We start from the raw sequence: 19,932 nt of genomic DNA on the forward strand, positions 1-19,932 counted from the left end.
CGTACGAGGGAAGCTGATGGTTCGACAGGTCGGGCCCACGTATCGTGGGGCGGACGCGGCGCCGGTGTGCCGGGCCGGGCCCGGCGCGGTGGCGACCGGGTTCGACGGTCGGGTGAAACACGCGGGGGTGCGGCAGATGAAGAGGCAGAGCGCGAGCAGGCCCCAGGAACCCGAGGACTTCCACACCGACCAGGAGGAGTACAGCCGCCAGGTGCTCGCGGACGCGGACTTCCCGGTCTACGGGGTGGATCGCGCCTCCAGGGGCGGGGGAGTGCACCGTGCGGACCCGGCTCGCGGCGGCGGGAACGCGCCGTCGGGTCGCGGTGCCGAGGCGGCGGAGAGCTGCCAGGACAGTGACGCGCTGGCCGAGTACGGGTTCTGCGGCGGCCGGCTGCGCTGGGTCGAGGTGCGGTCCGGCGACTGGAGTTCGGTCGAGGGGCCGTACGTCACCGTCCGCACCTACCGGCCCGGGGTCGATGTCGCGCTGCTGCCCGAGCTGGAGGACGTGGTCGAGGACGAACGCGACCGGCTCTTCGAGCAGTTGGGCATCGACGAGGGCGACGGGCCCGGTAGCGTACGGGCGGTGCGTGAGTGGATCACCGTGGAGGGCGAGCCGAGGGCCGTCCAGATCCACGAGGACCGGGCCAGGCAGGAGGACCGGCACCGCAGTCCGGAGCGCCGGCTCGCCGACGCGGTCTCGGAGGCGGTGCTGGGCGTGGAGTCCGACGCGGGCGCGGTGCCCCGGGGCGAGGAGGAGGGTCGGCGCGGGCCCGTCTGGGCCGGGCGGCTGCGGGTGGGCGGCGTCACCGTGACGGTGACGGGGCGGGGGGTGCCGCCGGGCGGCATCGAGCTGAAGCGGATCGACGACTTCGAGCGCTACGTCCTCGGCCGGACCGAGCTGATGCGGAAGCTGGCCGCCCGGCAGGCCGACCTGGCCGCCCTCGAGGAGCGCGAACTCCCGCCCGTGGCAGGACTGGAGGCGCACCGGGCGGTGGTGGAGCACGCGGTGCGCGAGTCGCTGGCGATCGCCGCGCGGATCCGCGAGGACCGGCCGCCCCGGGTGCCGAGGCGTGCGCGCGGCGAGGCGGCGGCGGTCCGCTGGGAGGCCGCCCTGCGGCAGCAGATGAGGCTGGCCTCGGAGACCAGGGAGGAGGCCGCGGAGGCGGTCACCACCATGGTCAACCACCTCACCAGGCTGGCCCAGCAAGCGGACTGGGCCGTCGGCACGCCCGAGGGCCGGGCCGCGGTGGAGGAGGTGATCCGGTACACGGTGTTCGCGAGCGAGGTGCCCAGCCTGCCGGCGCAGCGGGCCTGGGAGCAGCTGTGGTCGGGGCTGGTGCGCAACGCCTCCGGTGCGGAGGAGGCGTGGCTGACGGCGTGGGAGCGGTGGCGGGTGGAACGCAGTCGACACTGAACGGGCCGGTGGGGTGCTGGAGTTGGGCCCGGAGTCGAGCGGCCAGCGGCTACGCCGGTCCCTCCGCGGGCAGGCGGAGCTGGAGCATCGCGAGCAGGCGCTGCTGCGGCTGGGCGAGGTCGATACCGGTCAACTGCTCGGCCCGGCGGACCCGGTAGCGCAGGGTGTTGGGGTGGATGTGGAGCGAGTCGGCCGCGACCCGGACCTCGCCGAGGGCGTCCAGCCAGGCGAGCACCGACTCGGCGAGTCGGGTGCCGTGGCGGCGGTCGTACTCCATCAGCGCGGACAGCCTGGGATCGCGCAGCCCCGGACGGTCCTGGAGCAGCGCGAGCACCTCGCTGACCAGCACCTCCGCCTGGACGTCGATCAGCGCGGCGACGTCCAGGCCGACCCCGCCGCGGCCCATCGCGTCCAGGATCCGGTCGGCCTGCGCCCGCGACTCGGGCACCGCCGCGAGGCCGTCCACCGTGGAGCCGATCGCCGCCCGCAACCGGATGCCCAGGTGCTCCCCGGCCGCCGCGACCACCTCCTGCGCCCAGCTGCGCACGGTGGTCATCGGCAGCGCGGCGGGCAGTTCCGGCAGCAGGACGTACACCCGGGAGTCGATCGGGGCGAGCAGTGCGCTGCGGTGCCGGGCGGCGGTGTGCACCGAGATCAGGCCGGTGACCTCGCCCATCGCGAGTTCCAGGGCGCGGCCCTCGCCCGGGGAGTCCGCCGCGTACGCCAGCACGGTGGCCGGGCGGCGCAGGTCGAGCCCGAGGTGGGTGGCCAGTGACTGCGGCCCGGTGGAGCCCTCCAACAGCCCGATGAGCAGGGTCTGGGTCAGCCGTACGTCCGCCGACACTTCCCGCCGGCGGCGGACCAGCTGGGCCGCCGCGACCCGGGCCGCGCCGACCAGCGCCTGCTCGGCCAGCGGGGCGAGCGGCTGGGCGCCCTCCTGGACCCAGATGGTGCCGAGCGGCTGCGCGCCCGCGCGGATGCCGATCGCCAGCCGGCGGCGCAGGCCCAGCTCCGGGTGCGGATCGACCGCGATCACGCTGTCCGAGCTGCGCAGGTGCTGGAAGATGCCCCACTCGCGGAGCTTGGAGAGGTACGGCTCCGGGCCCTGCCAGCCGAGGATGGAGAGCCTGCGCAGGTCGTCGACCTCGTCGGAGTCGGAGGAGCGCGAGTAGGCCAGCACCCGGCTGGAGGTGTCCTCGATGGAGACGATGCCGCCGGTCAGCACGGCGATGGTCTGGGCGAGCGAGAACAGGTCGCCGGCGTTGTGCTCGGGGGTCTCGGGGGCGTCCGGGCCGGCGATGATCGCCCGGGCGAGGGAGTCCAGGTGCTCCCAGCGGGTCTCCCGGCGGACCGAGAGCAGGGCCACGCCCGCCTCGGTGGCCGCCTCGCGCAGCGCGTCCGCCTGGCCGGGGGCGTCCAGCTTGACCGCGACGGCCGCCGCGCCGGCCCGGCCGGCCGCGCGCAGGGCGGGCAGCGCGGCCCGGCCACGGGCGCCGATCGCCAGCACCAGCTCGCCGGGGGAGGCGGTGGCCGGGTCCTCCGGGTCGAGGATCGCCACGTCGCGTACGGGTACGTCCAGACCCGCCGGGGCGGCCTGGAGCTCCACCAGCGGCTCGCCGAGCGACATCAGCAGCTGCCGCAGCGGCAGCCCGTGCACCGCGGCCGGGGAGGCGCTCGGGGCAGGAGGCGTCGAAGTCGGCATCTGTTCGACCCTCCTTCGTCCGGTCGGACAACTCTGTCTGAATGACTTTAGCCGCCCGGCCAATCATGTGCTCCTGCCTCGGGGAATACCGTTCGTCCATGGCCGGCGTGCGACCCTCGCCGGCACCCATGACGAGAAGGAGAGCGTGCGCCATGGATGCTGTGACCCAGGTCCCCGCGCCGGTGAACGAGCCGGTCCACAGCTACGCCCCCGGCAGCCCGGAACGGGCTCGCCTGGAGGCCAAGCTGAAGGAGCTGGGCGGCCAGGAGCCGATCCAGCTGACCATGACGATCAACGGCGAGCGCCGCCTCGGCGGCGGCGCCGAGATCCACGTCGTCCAGCCGCACAACCACGCGGCTCGGCTCGGCACCCTGCGCAACGCCACCCAGGACGACGCGCGGGACGCCATCGACGCTGCTCTGGCCGCTGCCCCGGCCTGGCAGGCGCTCTCCTTCGACTCGCGCGCCGCGATCTTCCTGCGGGCCGCCGACCTGATCGCCGGTCCGTGGCGCGAGACGCTGGCCGCCGCGACCATGCTCGGCCAGTCCAAGACCGCGCAGCAGGCCGAGATCGACACCCCCTGCGAGCTGGTCGACTTCCTGCGCTTCAACGTGCACTTCGCCCGGCAGATCATGGCCGAGCAGCCGGTCTCCTCGCCCGGCGTGTGGAACCGCAGCGACCACCGCGCGCTGGAGGGCTTCGTCTACGCGATCACGCCCTTCAACTTCACCGCCATCGCGGGCAACCTGCCCACCGCCCCGGCCCTGATGGGCAACGTGGTGGTGTGGAAGCCGTCCCCGACCCAGCAGTTCTCGGCGCACCTGCTGATGCAGGTCTTCGAGGAGGCCGGCCTGCCCAAGGGCGTCATCAACATGGTGACCGGTGACGGCCTGGCCGTCTCCGAGGTCGCGCTGAAGCACCCGGCCCTCGCGGGCATCCACTTCACCGGCTCGACCGCGACCTTCCAGCACCTGTGGCGCGAGGTCGGCAACAACATCGCCGGCTACCGCAGCTACCCGCGGATCGTCGGCGAGACCGGCGGCAAGGACTTCCTGGTCGCCCACCCGTCCGCCGACAAGGCCGTGCTGAAGACCGCGATGACCCGCGGCGCCTTCGAGTTCCAGGGCCAGAAGTGCTCGGCACTCTCCCGCGCCTACGTCCCGGCCTCGATCTGGGCCGAGCTCAAGGACGAGTTCCGCGACGAGGTCGAGGGCCTGACCATGGGCGACGTCACCGACCTGTCGAACTTCATGAGCGCCGTCATCGACGACCGCGCCTTCGCCAAGAACAAGGCCGCGATCGACCGCGCCCAGGCCGACCCCAAGGTCGAGGTCCTGGCCGGCGGCAGCTACGACGACTCGGTCGGCTACTTCGTCCGCCCGACCGTCCTGGTCTGCGAGGACCCGGCGAGCGAGTACTTCCGGGACGAGTACTTCGGCCCGATCCTCGCGATCCACGTCTACGAGGACGACAAGTACGACGAGATGCTGACCCAGATGGAGTCGGCCTCCGCGTACGGTCTGACCGGTGCGGTCATCGCCCAGGACCGCGAGGCGGTCCAGCGCACGATGCTGAAGCTGCGCAACGCGGCCGGCAACTTCTACATCAACGACAAGCCGACCGGCGCCGTGGTCGGCCAGCAGCCCTTCGGCGGTGGCCGGGCCTCCGGCACCAACGACAAGGCGGGCGCCAAGCAGAACCTGGCCCGCTGGACGTCCACCCGCTCCATCAAGGAGACGTTCGTCCCGCCGACGGACTACCGCTACCCGCACATGGGCTGATCCGGCCCGATCCCGGGCTTACCGGCCATCAGCCGGTAAGCCCGCCCCGGGGACGGCGGTCTTCGCCCACCCGTCGCCCACCGCCGCCCTTCTCGGGACGCGCTGCACGCGACACCCCTGGTGCCCGCCGCCCCCGGCAACTCTCCCCTGCCTGCTGAACCATCTCCAGGAGTACCGATGCTCCGCTCCGCCCTCCTCGCCGCCTCCCGCTCCCCGCAGGTGCGCACCGTCGTCGAGAAGTTCCCGCCCACCCACGCGATAGTCGAGCGCTTCGTCGCCGGTGAGCTACTGGACCAGGCCGTCGCCGCGACCGACGAGCTGGTCGCCACCGGCCGCAAGGTCACCCTCGACCACCTCGGCGAGGACACCAAGGACGCGGGCCAGGCGGCCGACACGGCGGAGGCGTACGAGCACCTGCTCACCGCCCTCAAGGAGACCGGCCTCGCTGCCAACGCCGAGGTCTCGGTCAAGCTCTCGGCGGTCGGCCAGTTCCTGCCGGTGGACGGCGAGAAGATCGCGCTGGAGAACGCCCGGCGGATCTGCGAGGCGGCCAAGGAGGCGGGCACCACCGTCACCCTGGACATGGAGGACCACACCACCACCGACTCGACCCTGTCGATCGCCCGCGAGCTGCGCGAGGACTTCCCGTGGCTGGGCATCGTGCTGCAGGCCTACCTGCGCCGCACCGAGGCCGACTGCCGCGACTTCTCCGGCCCCCTCTCGCGGGTGCGGATCTGCAAGGGCGCCTACAAGGAGCCCGAGTCGGTCGCCTTCCAGGGCAAGCACGAGGTGGACCTGGCCTACGTCCGCGCGCTCAAGGTGCTGATGGCGGGCGAAGGCTACCCGATGATCGCCTCGCACGACCCCAACATGATCAAGATCGCCGGTCAGCTGGCCGAGTGGAACGGCCGCAGCCGGGACAGCTACGAGTACCAGATGCTCTTCGGCATCCGCCCGGAGGAGCAGCTGCGTCTCGCCGAGGCGGGCAACACCATGCGCGTCTACCTGCCGTACGGGCAGGAGTGGTACGGGTACTTCATGCGGCGTCTCGCCGAGCGCCCGGCCAACCTGACGTTCTTCCTCCGCGCGATGGCCACGCGCGGCTGACGGACGGTCCGGACCACCGGACGACCGGACGACCGAGGGCGGCACTCCCGATGGCAGGGGGCCGCCCTCGGTGTTTTCCGTCTTCCGGGCTGCCTGTCGGTTTCCGGCCGTCAGAAGCCCGTGGTTTCCTCCGCCTGACCTGGCCCGATGGCTTCCCGGGGCTCCAACGCCACCGGCTCGCGGGGCACCGGTGCGGTCTTTCTCGCGCGGTCGGGAGCGGGCGGCGGCGGATCGCGGGAGTGTGCCGGCCTTCGGTGTGATGCGCGCATGCTTCCGCGCGCCCTGAAGGCGCGGCGCCGATCGTTCCGGACGCGCGCTGCGATGGGGAGTCCGCCGGGGAACGGACGCCTCCGCGGGAAGGGAAGGACCGCCTCCGAGGACGAAGGAGGAGGTGACAGAGTTGTGCGATCTCCCCGAAGGGCCGGACAGGCGCGCGCTCTGGCGCTACGTTGACGTTGAGCGGGACCGGACGCGCGGCACCGGCGAGGAGCGGCGCGCTCCGGCTGCCGCGCCCCGGGCTTGGGGCTGGGCCGACCCTTCGTCCAGCCGCGGTGGGCCAGGACCCGTCTGGTTGAGATTGGTTGATCCCGTGGGCCCCTCCGCTGCGGAGCGGCCCTCAACTCCCGACCCGGCTCAGGAGGCAGAGTGCCGTCCACACCACCTGTCATGGCCCGCGGAGCACTGCCGCTGATCGGTCATCTGGGGCGGATCCTGCGCGACCCCATGGAGTTCTTCACCGCCGCGCGGGACGTGGGCCCGGTGGTCGGGGTCCGGCTCGGTCCCCGTACCGCGTACCTGGTCACCGCCCCGGAACTGGTCCGCGACATGCTGGTGGGCAGATACCGGGAGTTCGACAAGGGCGGTTCGTACTTCGACGCGGTCCAGTCCCTGACCGGCAACGGGTTGGCGAACTGCCCGGCCCGGGACCACGTACGCCAACGCCCCTTGATGCAGCCGGCGTTCCACCCGTCCGTGCTGCCGCGCTACACCGAGGTGATGAGCGCCTGCGTGGAGGAGGTCACCGGCCGGTGGCGCGCGGGCGGCACCCTGGCGCTCGACGAGGAGATGCGGCGGATCAGTTCCCTGGTGGCGACCCGCACCCTGGTGACCTCCGAGGAGGGCGCCCAGGCCGCGGCGGAGGTGGCCCGTGCGCTGCCGCTGCTGTTACCCGCGCTGCACCGGCGGGTCCTGATACCGGTGAGCTGGGTGCACCGGCTGCCGACGCCCGGGAACCGGCGCTTCGAACGGCTCCGGACCGGCCTGCGCGAGTCCGTCGACCAGGTGATCGCCCAGTACCGGCGCAGCGGCGTGGACCAGGTGGACCAGGAGGGGGACCTGCTGTCCCTGATCATGGCGGCCCGCAGCGAGGAGGACGGGTCCGGGCTGAGCGACGCCGAGGTCCACGACCAGATCATGTCGGTGCTGCTCGCGGGCATAGAGACCACCGCCAGCCTGCTCTCCTGGACCTTCCATCTGCTCTCCCGGCATCCCGACGTCAGGAAGAAGCTGGTGGTCGAGGTCCGGGAGGTCCTGGGCGGCCGGACCGCGAACTACCGGGACCTGGCCGAACTCCCCTACTGCAGACGCGTGTTGACCGAGAGCATGCGCCTCTACCCGCCGGGAGCACTGCTGTCGCGGGTCACCACCGCGGACGTCGAGCTGGCCGGGAGGGCGATCCCGGCCGGCAGCGACGTGTTCTTCTGCAGCTACTCGCTCCACCGGGACCCGGAGGTCTTCGCCGAGCCGGAGGTCTTCGATCCGGACCGGTGGCTGCCGGAGCGGGTCACCTCCGCCCAGCGCAAGGGACTCCTCCCGTTCGGTGCCGGACGGCGCAAGTGCATCGGCGACGCGTTCGGCCTGGTGGAGGCCACCATCGCGGTGGCCACGATCACCGACCGCTGGCAGCTCAGACCCGCGGACACCCGCCCCGTACGCCCCGTCCTGCGCACCGTGCTGGCGCCCTCCTCGCTGCGCATGACCGTCGAACGGCGGGATGCCGCCGAGCCGAGGGGGTACCCCCGGCCGGAGGGACGAGCGTCGGCACCGGACACGAGGGCCCGGAGGTGAGTGGGCGGGAACGGCCGTGGGTCAGGGTCTGGGAGCCCGTGGCACCGCCGCCACCGGGCTCTGCTCCGAGGCGCTTTGGGGGATCCCGTTCTGCGAGAGGTTCCGAGAGCGGGACGAGTTGTGACCGGCCCGGCCGTGCGCGGGCCCGGCCCGGACCGGATGATCCCGGGCCGGGCCGGATCCGGCTGCCGATCAGTCGAACGCGGCGGCGAACATGCCGGGCTCGTAGGAGCCTCCCCGCTGGTGCACGATCACGGCGAGCCGGTTGGCCGCGTTGATCATGGAGACCAGGCAGACCAGCGCGGCGATCTGGTCGTCGTCGTAGTGCTTGCGCACCTCGGCCCAGGTCTCGTCGGACACACCGTGGTGGGCGTCGGCGAGCCGGGTGCCCTCCTCGGCGAGCGCCAGCGCGGCCTGCTCGGCCTCGGTGAACACGGTGGACTCGCGCCAGGCGGCGACCAGGTTGAGCCGGACCGCGCTCTCACCGGCGGCCGCGGCGTCCTTGGTGTGCATGTCGACGCACCAACCGCAGCCGTTGATCTGGCTGGCGCGCAGCGACACCAGCTCCTGGGTGGACCTCGGCAGCGGCGACTGGTGGAGCACCATGGCGGTGTTGGCGAACCGCTTGAAGAACTTGGCGGCGATCTCGTTCTCGAACATGTTGAATCGGGCGTCCATGACTTCGTCCTCACTCGTGGTGTCGTACTGGACTTGCGGTGTTGCACTGGACGAACACGAGATGCCGGCGAGACGCCCCCTGTGACGCGGCGTTCGTGTGACGTACGCCATCGCTCACGGGTGTCACAAAGCTGCGGTGACCGGTGTCCTGTGCGCGTGGCACCGTCGAGAGCGAACAGGCAGGAGCAGCCGGTGGAGAGCGAGCACAGCGAGCGCACAGAGGGCATGACCGGGCAACTCGCCGGCGGCGAACGCACGGACCCCGCCACCGAGGCGTTCCTCGCCCACCGAAACCTGCTGTTCACCGTCGCCTACGAGATGCTCGGCTCGGCCGCCGACGCGGAGGACGTCCTGCAGGAGACCTGGCTGCGGTGGGCGGGTGTCGATCTCGGCACGGTGCGGGAGCAACGTGCGTACCTGGTCCGGATCACCACGCGCCAGGCGCTGATCCGGCTGCGTACGCTCGGCCGCCGCAGGGAGTCCTACGTCGGGCCCTGGCTGCCCGAGCCGCTGCTCACCGCGCCCGACGTGGCCGAGGACGTCGAGCTGGCCGAGAGCGTCTCGATGGCGATGCTGCTGGTGCTGGAGACGCTCACGCCGACCGAGCGGGCGGTGTTCGTGCTGCGCGAGGTGTTCGACCTCGGGTACGACGAGATCGCCGAAGCCGTCGACAAGAGCCCGGCCGCGGTCCGCCAGATCGCGCACCGGGCCCGGGCACACGTCGCGGCGCGCCGGCCGCGCGGCGTCGTCTCCCCGACCGAGACCAAGGGCGTGTTCGACGCGTTCCAGCGGGCGGTCGAAACGGGCGATCTGCAGGGACTGTTCGACATCCTCGCGCCGGATGTCGTCCTCCTGGGCGACGGTGGCGGAGTCAAGCAGGCCGTCCCGCGGCCCATCGTGGGGGCCGACAAGGTGGCCCGCCTGCTGACCGCCGGGCTGGGCCGGTTCGCCGCCGTGTCGTCGCTGCGGCCCGCCCAGGTCAACGGCTACCCGGCACTTGTCCTGCGGCTCGACGGTGAGATCGACACCGTCGTGGCGGTGCGCGTCGACGACGGCCTCATCACCGGGCTCTACGCCGTGCGCAATCCCGAGAAGTTGTCGCACATGCAGCGGGAGACCGCCCTGCGCCGCTGAGCCCGGGGCCCTCGGAGCACGAGCGGGGGACGGGTGTGCCGGGCCGGAGTTGAGCCGAATGGTCGGATGCGGGTTTCTGTCACAGCTCGTTGACGGATGCTCAATTAGCCTTCATCGAACCGCATTCGGCCTCACGCGACCCTACCCGCCGCCCCGGAGGCCGCCCCTCCACCCTCTGGAGAGCTCCATGCCCGTCATCGTGAGCCCCGGCACGTCCGGAGCGTTGGGGTCGCTACCGAGCGCGGTGCGGCCCACTCCGCGCGCCCGGGCGACCGTGCTCCTTCTCGCGCTGCTCGCCGTGCTCATCCCCCCGCTCGCCGCTGCGAGCCCGTCGGCCGCGGCCGCGCGGGCCGCCTCCGCCGCGTCCAACGTGGAGTCGGTCAACCCGTTCATCGGCACCACGGGCAGCAGTGACACCGAGTACGGCGGCATGCTGCCGAGCACGGCGCCGCCGTTCGCGATGACGCGGTGGTCGCCGATGACGCGGGACAACCGCGTCGGCAGGCTGCCGTACCACTTCGGCGACCCGAAGATCACGGGCTTCATCGGCACCCACCAGCCCGCGATCTGGATGGGCGACTCCGGCTACGTGGCGGGTATGCCGGGGGTCGGCCCCGTCAGGACCGCCGAGGCGGACCGCGGCCTGCCGTACAGCCACGGCGACGAGAGGTCCGCGCCCGACAGGTACACGGTGGACATGCACCCCGCGCCGGGCCAGACCCTGCGCGCCGAGCTCACCGCGACCTCCCGGGTCGGTGTTCTGCGGCTGACCTATCCGCGGAACACGGAGACCAACTTCGTGGTGCAGGCGACACGTTCCGGGATCACCGGGAACGTGCACATCGACCCCGCCGGGCAGGAGATCAGCGGCTACAACCCCGACCGTCAGGACGGCAACCTCGGACCGTTCAAGGCACCCGGTTTCAAGGGGTACTTCGTCGCGCGCTTCGACACCGCCTTCGCCGGCTACGGCACCGCCGCCGGCGCCACCCGGTACGACGGCCAGGCCGACCGCACCGACCAGGACGTCGTCGGCTACGTGCGCTTCCCGGCCGGCACGGTGACCGTCACCGTGCGGATCGCGACTTCGTTCATCTCCGCGGACCAGGCGCGCGCCAACCTCGACAACGAGGTGCCGGACGGGCAGGGCTTCGACGCCACCGCCGCCAGTACCAGGGCGGCATGGGCGGACAAGCTCGACCGGGTCCACATCCAGGGGGCGACGGCCGACCAGCTCGCCATCTTCTACACCGCGATGTTCCACGCCCTGCAGTACCCCTCCGAGATGTCCGAGCACGGCCGCTACTACAGCGCCTACGACGACAAGGTGCACAACGGCGTCAGCTACACCGGCTACTCGCTGTGGGACACCTTCCGCGCCGAGAACGCCTTCCTGACCCTGTTCGCCCCCGAACGCGTCGACGACATGGCCACCTCCATGCTGCAGGACTACCAGCAGGGCGGCTGGCTGCCGTTGTGGAAGAACATCACCGAGACCAACATCATGGAGGGCACCAACGCCGACTCGATCATCGCCGAGGACATCGCCAAGGGCTTCCACGGCTTCGACCTCGACCTCGCCTACCGGGCCGTCCGCAAGGACGCGATGACGCCCCCGGACGACGACACCACCCTGTGGTACGGCGACCGGCAACAGGGCACCCCAGTCGAGGCCCGGGCGGGCCTGACGACCTATCTGAAGAACGGCTGGGTCGCCGCCGACCACACCGCCGAGGCGGGCACCCGCACCCTGGACTACTCCTACGAGGACTGGGCCGTCGCGCAGGTCGCCAAGGCCACCGGCAACACCGCCGACGCCGCGTACTTCTCGAACCGCAGCGCGAACTACAAGAAGCAGTACAACGCCGCGACCGGTTTCATGCAGGCCCGCAACCTCGACGGCTCCTGGGCCGACGGAGCCTGGACCGAGGGCGACCAATGGGTCTACACCAACGACGTGCTGCACGACGTCCCCGGCCTGATCGCCCTCAAGGGCGGTGACGCCTCCTACAGCGACTGGCTCGACGGCTACTTCGCCGGCGGCCACAACAACCAGACGAACGAGCCCAGCCACCACGTCCCCTACCTGTACGACTACGCCGGCCGCCCGTGGCGGACCCAGCAGTTGGTCCGGCGGATCGCCGGCAGCAACTACCACAACGCCCCCGACGGCCTCTCCGGCAACGAGGACTGCGGCCAGATGTCGGCCTGGTACCTGTTCTCCGCGATGGGCTTCTACCCGGTGAACCCGGCCTCCGGCCAGTACGTGGTGGGCAGCCCCTTCTTCGACAAGGTGACCCTCGACCTCCCCGGCACGAGCCGCCCGCTGGTCATCTCGTCCCCGAACGCGCCGTCCAGCCCGTACGTGCAGGCACTCAGCCTGAACGGCAGGGCGATCACCGAGCCCTTCCTGCGCCACGAGGACCTGACGGGCGGCGGGGAACTCGACTTCACCATGAACACCGCGCCACAGGCCTGGAGCGCCACGACGACCCCGCCCCCGCCGTCGGTGGACCTCGCCCTGGACAGGCCGGTCCGGATGATCAACGGCAACCCCGCGGCGAACTGGGGCAAGCCCACCGAGAACGCCGTCGACGGCGACCCTTCGACCATGGCGCAGTCGACCGGCAGCACGCCCTGGAGCCTCCAGGTCGACCTGGGCGCCACCACCACCTTGGGACGGGCGGTGGTCAACCCCGACTGGGAGAACTACCCGGTGAGCTACGACGTCGAGGTCTCGACCGGCGGCACCGACTGGACCACGGTCGCGAGCGAGGCATCCTCCGGAGGAACCACCGGCTGCGCCGAGCACGGCGTGACGACCTGCGGCCAGATTCACACCTACACCTTCGCCCCGACGCGGGCCCGGTACGTCCGGCTGAGCGTCAACAGCTGGGTGTCCGCCAGGACCGGCGCACCGGCCGACGGATACGGCTGGGCACTCAGGGAGTTCGAGGTCTACGCGCCAACGGCCGCCGGCCGGGGCGAGACAGGTACATCCGTCGGCAGGCGGTGATCGCCTCGTCGGTGGCCAGGTCACCGACGAGCAGGGCTGCGTCGGGTTCACCCTTGCCGCACGACACAGCAGCGGCTCGCAAGGACCGTCCTACCGTCAACATGCGTATCTCTAAGGAAAATTGAGCAATAGACTCCCCCTGCTATGGTGAACCGATGGCATCGGTCAAGCAGTTCCAAGTCACCTTCGACTGCGCAGAACCTGAGCGCGTCGCTCGTTTTCGGTGCGAGGTGTTGGGGTACGTGGTACCGCCGCCACCGAAGGGGTTTGCCACTTGGGACGATTACGATCGCTCGCTGCCGCCTGAGGACCAGGGTTCATGGTCCGCATGCATTGATCCATCAGGCGTGGGCCCGCGACTGTACTTCCAGCGCGTTCCCGAAGGCAAGGTCGTCAAGAATCGGGTGCATCTTGACGTGCGGGTCGGCACCGGACTCGTGGGTGAAGAGCGCCTGGCCGCGCTTGAGGCCGAATGCACACGACTGGTCGCGCTCGGCGCGGTACGCGTGCGACTGCTGTATGACGGCGGCGACGACTCGTGCATCCACATGCAGGACATCGAGGGCCACGACTTCTGTCTCGACTGAGCAGCCTCCGATGCCGGGTGCTCCGGGCAGGTGATGCCAGGGGGCGCGGCCAAGCGGGTGGCGACAGCTCCCGGCGGAACCGATCGCGGGAGCAGGGCGGGCGACGCCCGACCATTGGCAGCCCGATGTCGAGTCGGCTGGTGGTGTGGTGCGGTCAGCTGCCGACTCGGCCCGCCCGGGCGGGACTTCGGGGCTACTCGACGCGCTGCCGGGCGGCGTACGCGACGAACTCGGCCCAGGCGGCCGGGGTGAAGGCCAGCTGGGGGCCGTCCTTGTCCTTGGAGTCGCGGACGTGGACGGTGCCGGGGCAGGCGGCGACCTCGATGCAGTCGCTGCTCTGGGTACCGCTGTAGCTGGACTTGAACCACACCAGCTCGGTGCTCATAGCTCCTCCGCCAACTTGGTGATGAACTGCGCGGAATCCTCGGGGTTCAGGGCTCGTCGCAGGATCATCGCATAGCGCTGAGCCAGCATGTTCACCTTTTGCGCGTCGGTGTAGAGCCTGCCCATCGCCTGTCCCTCCTCGTAGGCCAACTGCTCGTGCTCGGGCGTCTGCAGGAGGACGAACGCGCCGTTGAGTCCAGGGTGGGCGCCGGTGGCCGGCATGACCTGGATGGTGATGTGGCGGGGCGCCCCAATTGCCAGCAGGTGGCGGAGCTGTTGGACGTGCGTCTCCCTATCGCTGACCCGGCGGCGCAGGACGGCTTCGTCGATCACGAAGTTGAACGACTTGGTTTGCGTCTCCAGAAGCGACTGGCGCGCGAGTCTGGTCGCGATCCGCTCTTCGAGGGTCTCGTCGTCCGGCGGTGGCCAGTTGGCGTTGAAGAGGGCCCTGGCCGTCGCTTCGGTCTGGAGCAGGCCCGGGATGAGCTGGTTCTGGAATGAGCTGAGCACGGTGGCCACCGCCTCGTACTGCATGAAGTCCACGGCGAACGGAACGAACTTCTCCGGCTTCAGATAGTCCGTCGCAGCGATCAGCAACCCGCGAGCACCGCACAGTTCGTCGGCCACTTCGAGCATTCGGAGCGTGGGCCGCCGCCGTCCTTGCTCCATCGACTTGATGGTCTCGTACTCGTAGTTGGAGGCCTTGGCCAGTTCCTCGCGGGTCACGCCCGTCCGCTCGCGCCAGAGCTTGATCTGGTTGCCGCAGTACCGCCATGCCGTCGGCGGCTGGGACGTCTCGTTCGTCAACTCCGCACCCCCGGTTCCCGTTCGGGCATGACGTAGGCGTCGCCATCCCCGTCTCGTGCTTCCCGAGGCTAGGGTCTGGCGAGCGCAGGGGAAGGGGAATCAGTGAATTCGACACGTTCGAGTGACACTTGACGAGCTGTCGAGTGCCACCGGCTCTCAATGGCGCATGTCGCTGGGCGTGGTCGTTCGAGTGCCGAGCGTGTCCGGCTCGGTGTACCGTGGCCGCCGGAACGGGTCGCCCCGCCGGAAAGGGGCGAGCCCGGCCAGGTGTTGACGCACCGGGCCGGGCTCTACACCCGCCGAGTGGCAAGGACCACTGAAGGATGCTCAGGAATGTTATCGCGCCCTCGCGCGACTTCACGCAGGTCGCCAACACGCTTGTGTGGGACGACGATCTCTCGGATACGGCCTTCCGTCTGCTGGTACGGGCGCTGGCGCTGCCGCCCTCGCGTGCTCGCGGTACCACGGTCACCGAGCTGGCGGCCGGGCTGCCCTGTGGCCGGATCACGGCGGACCGGGCCCGCCGCCAGCTGTCCGGTGCCGGGCTGCTGCACTGCGCGCGGTGGCGCAGCGCCACCGGGCAGGTGCGGACGGAGTCGCTGATCTCCAGCGTGCCGCTCGACGAGGCCGAGGTGGAGCGGCTGTTCGCCGAGCACTTCGCCAACGGCCGCCCGGGTGCCGGAAGGCGAGCGCCCGGCGGGCCCGCCGCACGGGAGTCCGGCACAGCCCTCCCTGCGGGAGAAAGACTGGAGGGGGAGACTTCCCCCCTCCCGGTCCCGGCCCAGCCGGAACCGGAGCCGGGGCCCGAGCTCGACCAAGCCGATCCGGCGGTGCTCGCGGAGGCCGAGCAGGTCCTGCTGTCGCTGCGGCGCACCGATCCGAGGCTCGTGCTCGGCGCGGCCGAGGTGGGGCGGCTGCTGCCGCTGGCCGCCGAGTGGCTGGCCAGGGGCGTGAGTTCGGCAGCCATGCGCCACGCCCTGACCGCCGGCCTCCCGGCCCAGCTGAAGTGCCCGTCGGCCCTGCTGCGCTGCCGCCTACGCGACAAGATGCCCGCACCCGTACGGATCGCCTCGCTGACGTCCTGCGAGGGCTGCGACCGCGCCTTCCGCCCACTCAACGGTGAGCTCCGCTGCGGGAGTTGCCGCCAGGAGTCGGCCGCCGCAGCGGCCGCTCCCGCGCGGGCGGATGGAGGTGGCCTCAGGATCGGCTGGCGCGACAGGGTGGCCCTGGCCGCGCGAGGCTGACGTCCGCTGGGCCCTTCTCTCTCACGTCAGTTCTGACTGTGGTCCATCTGAACGTTGGTTTTGTGAGCAGCGGCGTGCCACCAGGTGAGCAGTCGCAGCAAAGTCCGATTGCGTTCGTGTTCGGTCACCTCCCGTACGGCTTGCTGGGCTGCGAACTCGCCCAGGAGGGCATGGAAGCGGTACGAGCCGATGCTCGGGTTCTGCAACAGGTGGGCGTCGACCAGGATGTCCAACACGTCGGCGGTGTCCTCGACGTCCTTGCCGAGCAGCACGGCCGCGGCTTGCAACGAGAGAGGGTACGCAGGCCACAGGCCCAGCAATCGGAATGCCCGCGCGGCCTCGCGATCCGATGGCCGGCTGCTGTCACGCATGGCGAGGTAGCTGGAGGCGAAGGTCGCGTACACGGCCAGATGTCCGATCGAGAGCTCCTGCAGGCGTCTGCCGTCGGAGTCCAGCCGCTGTGCCAGCGTGGTCAGGGACCACGTCGGGCGGGCCGCAAGACGGGCGCCGGTGATCCGCAGTGCCAAGGGCAGACCTGCGCAGGCGGCCAGAAGCCGCAGGGCGCCGTCCCGGTCCTGCTGGACTCGGTCCGATCCGCATAGCGCGGAGAGCAGTGAGCGCTGCTCCTCGACGTTCAGGGGGTCCAGGCGGAGCTGGAGGGCGCCGGGCAGGTCGGTGAGCGTGGTCCGGCTGGTGACGACCACCGCGCACTGTCCGCTGCCGGGCAGCAGCGGCAGCACCTGCGCGGTGTCACGCACGTTGTCGAGAACGAGTAGCACGCGGCGGCTGGCGAGGGTGGTGCGCAGCAGGGCGGCGCGTTCGTCGGGGTGTTCGGGAACCGGTCGATGCTGGGCGTCGGAGTCGCCGGTCTGATTGAGGTCGGCGAGGAAGGCGGCCAGTATGTCGTGCGGGTCTCGGGATTCGCCCGTTCCGAAGCCGCGCAGGTCCACGTACAGCTGTCCGTCGGGGAAGAGGTGACGCACCTGGTGAGCCGCGTGGACGGCGAGGGTGGTCTTGCCGATGCCGCCCATGCCCGAGACGGCCACGATGGAGGGCTGGCCGCAGGCCGTGGCTGCCGCCAGCCGGTCGATCAGGTCCTGCAACTCGCGTGCGCGGCCGGTGAAGTCGCTCGTGTCGGCAGGAAGCTGCGCGGGAGCGGATCCCGTCGTAGCCGGCGGTGTCGACGGGATCGGTGGCTGGGTGGCGTCGTCGACGGTGCTGTTCACCGTCTCGGCGACACCAGCGGCGACGGGTTCGGGTTGCCAGAGCAGTGCAGGGTCGCAGACCAGTACCTGATGGTGGACGGTTCGCAGGGCTGGGCCCGGGTCGGCGCCGAGTTCATCGGCCAGTCGGACTCGGACCTGTTCGAAGACCGACAGGGCGTCTGCCTGACGCCCACTCCGGTAGAGGGCCGTGATCAACTGGACGTGGAAGGACTCGTGCAGCGGATACTCGGTGACCCGGCGAGCGAGTTCGGGCACCAGCTCCGAGTGCCGCCCCTGCCATAGTTCCGCCTCGAACCACCACTCCAACGCCTGAACGCGAGCGTGCAGAAGGTGCCGCACCTCCGGCTCCAGACCGAAAACCGCAGGCAGGTCAGACAGCGGCCTACCACGCCACAGCTCTCCCGCAGCCGCCGTATGCCGACTTACGGTCCGCCAATCCCCCTCCTCACGGGCAACTCGGGCACGAGCCAGCAACACGGTGAAGTCCTGGATATCGGACTCACCGTCATCGACTCGTAGCGCAAACCCGTTCGACACCGAGCGAAGCCGCTCTCCGCCCACCGTGCCCAACGACAGACGGAGTCGCCTCGCGTGATTGTGCAACGACGCGGTCGCACTGGTTGGCTGCTCCTCGCCCCACAGGGCATTCCTCAGACTGCCCTGCGAGACCGGCCGGTTGGCTTGGAAGAGTAGCGCGGCCAGCATCGCCCGGCTCTTGGCGCCGCGGATCTCCAGCGTCCGTTCACCGTCGTGCACCGTTATGGCCCCAAGCAGACCGAACCTCATCACGTGGCCCCCCAGCCGTCGGCCATGTCAGCGCCGACACACGTTATCGATCAGTTAATCGGATGTTACTGCTCACGAACGGTTCCGGTGAAGTCGGTTTCGTGCTTCACGCGGCGGACCGGCCGCCAAGCCTGCACAGTCGCTCTGACCAGCTGCGATCTTCGCCCGGGCCAGCGCTGGGCAGTCGTGTCGGCGGTCGTTGACGGTGTGTTGTCGAGATGTGCGCAGTGATCGGCAGGATCGCTGTGGCCTTGGTCCGGCGGCGCCGAGCCGGTGGTGGCCAGCCCCCTTTCCCACCCTTCACCCTTCACCCTCGCCTCCTCGCGCCGATCGTGCGCGTCCTGATGTGGACGGAGCCATGCCATGCCCAGTAGCCCCTCTGCCCACGGCCTTCGTGGCCTTCGCGGTACGGTCACCGGCTTGCTGGCCCTCGGGACCGCCATCGGCCTTGCCGCCTGTGGCGCCCCGATACAGGCTCACCAGCCGACCGCCGCCGCCCGTCCGTCCACCTCCGCGGCCATACCTTCCTCCTCAACCAATCCGACGGCCGCGCCGTCCACCGCGTCGGCCGAGCCCTCCGTACCCGTCGCGCCTTCGCAGGCGTCCGCAGCAGCCAAGGCGAGCGAGGCGCCGGCCGCGCACGCACAGCAGGCCGCGATCGTCCAGCCGCCCTCGGCTGCGATGCCCGGCTGGGCGGCGCGGTCATGGCAGCCAGCCGGTCCCCTGACGACCCGCTCACCGAGCGGGCACGGCATCGCGGTCAACGAGTGCGCCACCGTGCAGCACGTCACCACCTGGCAGCAGCAGGGCCTCATCGGGTCGGACCAGACCCGGGGCATCCAGGAGACCTTCGTCTTCAACGCGCCCGAGGCCGCCGAGGCCGCGTACCAGAACCTGCTCGCCGCGATGAGCCGCTGCCAGGACAACTCCCGTTCGCTGCAAGCCAAGTCGCACACGGCACCGGACGCGGTGGTGAACACCACCGCGACCACCGCCGACGGCACCGCGTGGTCACGGCGCTGGAACGCGGTCGAAGGCATGTCCAGCGAGGGCGTCCAGACCAATCACCTCTACGCGCTCCGGCACGGATCCGACCTCATCCTCATGCACATCGACGAACTGAGCTGGGAGTCCTCGGCCAAGCCGTACGACACCCGCAACGACGCCGCCGTGCTGGCCGAACTGGCCGGCCGCGCGGCGCGGAGCTGAACATCCCGCAGAACACACCGCACGCCACACGGCTTCGCCGTGACTCTTTCTCAAGGAAGGCCATCTTGATCAGCAAGAAGACCCTGGCCCGCAGCTCTGCCGCCCTGCTCACCGCCGGCCTGGCCTCGACGGTCGTCGCCATCACTCCGGCACACGCCGACACGGTCGTGTCCAACTGGCAGGCCGTCACGGGCACCGGTTCGCTCGGCCAAAACGCCGCGCCCGGCGGGACAGTGACCCGCAGTCAAGCGGTCAAGCGAGCCAAGGACTGGGCGGACAACGAGGTGCCCTACAGCCCCCACGGACTCGAAGCGCCGTACGGCTGGTGGAGCGACTCGGCGACCGGCGGACGGTACCGCGAGGACTGCTCCGGCCTGATATCCATGGCCTGGCAGCTCACTGAAAGCCTCAACACGGACTCGCTGCCGAGTGTCGCCAGCCAGGTCAGCACCTCCGACCTGAAGCCCGGTGACGCACTGAACAACCGGACCGACGGCCACGTGATCCTCTTCGCGAACTGGATCGATCAGTCCGCAGGAACCTTCAACTACTATGCCGAACACCACACGGGCACGGTGACCACGGAAGAAATCGGCAACTTCAACTCCAGCATCCTGGCCGGCCACCCGACCGGCAACTACGTTGGGCTCCGGTACCAGAACATCGCCGACGACGTGACTTCCGAGCAGTATCCGCTGTTCACCGGTTCCGCGGTCACCGACAAGGCCGGCACCGTCCACGTCTTCCGTATCAACCAGAGCGACGGCCACCTCACCGACTCCTACCGCCC

At 70.7% G+C, this 19,932-nt stretch carries 15 protein-coding genes and 1 pseudogene; 10 read left to right on the plus strand and 6 right to left on the minus strand.

The annotated features are described in order from the left end of the window. Nucleotides 1–136: 136 nt before the first annotated feature. Nucleotides 137–1,414 (plus strand): hypothetical protein, encoded by a 1,278-nt coding sequence (locus tag ACWDAK_RS23260; protein WP_344635240.1) that lies wholly within the window; start codon nt 137–139, stop codon nt 1,412–1,414. Between the two features lie 49 nt (nt 1,415–1,463). Here ACWDAK_RS23260 and ACWDAK_RS23265 read toward each other — a convergent pair whose 3' ends face one another. Beyond that, nucleotides 1,464–3,116, minus strand: coding sequence for a PucR family transcriptional regulator (locus tag ACWDAK_RS23265; protein WP_344635241.1), 1,653 nt, complete (start codon nt 3,114–3,116; stop codon nt 1,464–1,466). Nucleotides 3,117–3,268: 152 nt separating this feature from the next. Here ACWDAK_RS23265 and pruA point away from each other — a divergent pair, with 152 nt between their 5' ends. From pruA to ACWDAK_RS23280, 3 genes are all read left to right on the plus strand, one after another. Then, nucleotides 3,269–4,897, plus strand: coding sequence for an L-glutamate gamma-semialdehyde dehydrogenase (pruA, locus tag ACWDAK_RS23270; protein WP_344635242.1), 1,629 nt, complete (start codon nt 3,269–3,271; stop codon nt 4,895–4,897). A gap of 177 nt (nt 4,898–5,074) precedes the next feature. Further along, on the plus strand, nt 5,075–6,004 hold the full coding sequence (locus ACWDAK_RS23275) for a proline dehydrogenase family protein (protein ID WP_344635243.1): 930 nt from the start codon (nt 5,075–5,077) through the stop codon (nt 6,002–6,004). A 666-nt stretch (nt 6,005–6,670) separates the two neighbouring features. Then, on the plus strand, nt 6,671–8,071 hold the full coding sequence (locus ACWDAK_RS23280) for a cytochrome P450 (RefSeq protein WP_427394584.1): 1,401 nt from the start codon (nt 6,671–6,673) through the stop codon (nt 8,069–8,071). A 192-nt stretch (nt 8,072–8,263) separates the two neighbouring features. Here the strand turns inward: ACWDAK_RS23280 and ACWDAK_RS23285 are convergent, their stop codons facing one another. Continuing rightward, nucleotides 8,264–8,749 carry a carboxymuconolactone decarboxylase family protein gene (locus tag ACWDAK_RS23285; RefSeq protein WP_427394583.1) on the minus strand — a complete coding sequence of 162 codons (486 nt, stop codon included), beginning with the start codon at nt 8,747–8,749 and terminating at the stop codon, nt 8,264–8,266. Nucleotides 8,750–8,941: 192 nt separating this feature from the next. Between ACWDAK_RS23285 and ACWDAK_RS23290 the strand changes: the two genes are divergently transcribed. From ACWDAK_RS23290 to ACWDAK_RS23300, 3 genes are all read left to right on the plus strand, one after another. After that, nucleotides 8,942–9,883 (plus strand): RNA polymerase sigma-70 factor, encoded by a 942-nt coding sequence (locus ACWDAK_RS23290; protein ID WP_344635246.1) that lies wholly within the window; start codon nt 8,942–8,944, stop codon nt 9,881–9,883. Nucleotides 9,884–10,070: 187 nt separating this feature from the next. After that, a complete protein-coding gene (locus ACWDAK_RS23295; RefSeq protein ID WP_427394582.1) occupies nt 10,071–12,899 on the plus strand; it encodes a GH92 family glycosyl hydrolase in 2,829 nt (942 codons plus the stop codon). A gap of 155 nt (nt 12,900–13,054) precedes the next feature. Next, nucleotides 13,055–13,486 (plus strand): VOC family protein, encoded by a 432-nt coding sequence (locus tag ACWDAK_RS23300; RefSeq protein ID WP_427394581.1) that lies wholly within the window; start codon nt 13,055–13,057, stop codon nt 13,484–13,486. A 193-nt stretch (nt 13,487–13,679) separates the two neighbouring features. Here ACWDAK_RS23300 and ACWDAK_RS23305 read toward each other — a convergent pair whose 3' ends face one another. Both ACWDAK_RS23305 and ACWDAK_RS23310 read right to left on the minus strand, forming a co-directional pair. After that, a complete protein-coding gene (locus tag ACWDAK_RS23305) occupies nt 13,680–13,871 on the minus strand; it encodes a DUF397 domain-containing protein (protein ID WP_344635249.1) in 192 nt (63 codons plus the stop codon). Further along, nucleotides 13,868–14,677 (minus strand): helix-turn-helix domain-containing protein, encoded by an 810-nt coding sequence (locus ACWDAK_RS23310; RefSeq protein ID WP_427394580.1) that lies wholly within the window; start codon nt 14,675–14,677, stop codon nt 13,868–13,870. The genes ACWDAK_RS23305 and ACWDAK_RS23310 overlap by 4 nt, the downstream gene beginning before the upstream one ends. A gap of 323 nt (nt 14,678–15,000) precedes the next feature. Here ACWDAK_RS23310 and ACWDAK_RS23315 point away from each other — a divergent pair, with 323 nt between their 5' ends. Continuing rightward, the gene (locus tag ACWDAK_RS23315) at nt 15,001–15,921 is read left to right on the plus strand and encodes a hypothetical protein (RefSeq protein WP_427394579.1); all 921 of its coding nucleotides are present in this window, start codon (nt 15,001–15,003) and stop codon (nt 15,919–15,921) included. A 26-nt stretch (nt 15,922–15,947) separates the two neighbouring features. Here ACWDAK_RS23315 and ACWDAK_RS23320 read toward each other — a convergent pair whose 3' ends face one another. Both ACWDAK_RS23320 and ACWDAK_RS23325 read right to left on the minus strand, forming a co-directional pair. Beyond that, nucleotides 15,948–17,933: a BTAD domain-containing putative transcriptional regulator gene (locus tag ACWDAK_RS23320; protein WP_449806494.1), complete on the minus strand. Its 1,986-nt coding sequence runs from the start codon at nt 17,931–17,933 to the stop codon at nt 15,948–15,950. A gap of 476 nt (nt 17,934–18,409) precedes the next feature. Further along, nucleotides 18,410–18,697, minus strand: a complete 288-nt coding sequence (locus ACWDAK_RS23325) for a hypothetical protein (RefSeq protein WP_427394578.1) — start codon at nt 18,695–18,697, stop codon at nt 18,410–18,412. A 13-nt stretch (nt 18,698–18,710) separates the two neighbouring features. Here ACWDAK_RS23325 and ACWDAK_RS23330 point away from each other — a divergent pair, with 13 nt between their 5' ends. Together ACWDAK_RS23330 and ACWDAK_RS23335 are read left to right on the plus strand one after the other, a co-directional pair. Continuing rightward, entirely contained in the window at nt 18,711–19,142 is a 432-nt protein-coding gene (locus ACWDAK_RS23330) for a hypothetical protein (RefSeq protein WP_427394577.1), read from the plus strand. 65 nt (nt 19,143–19,207) lie between these two features. Then, nucleotides 19,208–19,932: pseudogene (locus ACWDAK_RS23335) on the plus strand (hypothetical protein); the annotation flags it as partial.

The organism is Kitasatospora sp. NPDC001175 (assembly GCF_053598215.1).

Coding starts and splice junctions, on each gene's coding strand:
- ACWDAK_RS23260 (WP_344635240.1), top strand. CDS start 137: ATGAAGAGGCAGAGCGCGAGCAGGCCCCAGGAACCCGAGGACTTCCAC.
- ACWDAK_RS23265 (WP_344635241.1), bottom strand. CDS start 3,116: ATGCCGACTTCGACGCCTCCTGCCCCGAGCGCCTCCCCGGCCGCGGTG.
- pruA (WP_344635242.1), top strand. CDS start 3,269: ATGGATGCTGTGACCCAGGTCCCCGCGCCGGTGAACGAGCCGGTCCAC.
- ACWDAK_RS23275 (WP_344635243.1), top strand. CDS start 5,075: ATGCTCCGCTCCGCCCTCCTCGCCGCCTCCCGCTCCCCGCAGGTGCGC.
- ACWDAK_RS23280 (WP_427394584.1), top strand. CDS start 6,671: ATGGCCCGCGGAGCACTGCCGCTGATCGGTCATCTGGGGCGGATCCTG.
- ACWDAK_RS23285 (WP_427394583.1), bottom strand. CDS start 8,749: ATGGACGCCCGATTCAACATGTTCGAGAACGAGATCGCCGCCAAGTTC.
- ACWDAK_RS23295 (WP_427394582.1), top strand. CDS start 10,071: ATGCCCGTCATCGTGAGCCCCGGCACGTCCGGAGCGTTGGGGTCGCTA.
- ACWDAK_RS23300 (WP_427394581.1), top strand. CDS start 13,055: ATGGCATCGGTCAAGCAGTTCCAAGTCACCTTCGACTGCGCAGAACCT.
- ACWDAK_RS23305 (WP_344635249.1), bottom strand. CDS start 13,871: ATGAGCACCGAGCTGGTGTGGTTCAAGTCCAGCTACAGCGGTACCCAG.
- ACWDAK_RS23315 (WP_427394579.1), top strand. CDS start 15,001: ATGCTCAGGAATGTTATCGCGCCCTCGCGCGACTTCACGCAGGTCGCC.
- ACWDAK_RS23320 (WP_449806494.1), bottom strand. CDS start 17,933: ATGAGGTTCGGTCTGCTTGGGGCCATAACGGTGCACGACGGTGAACGG.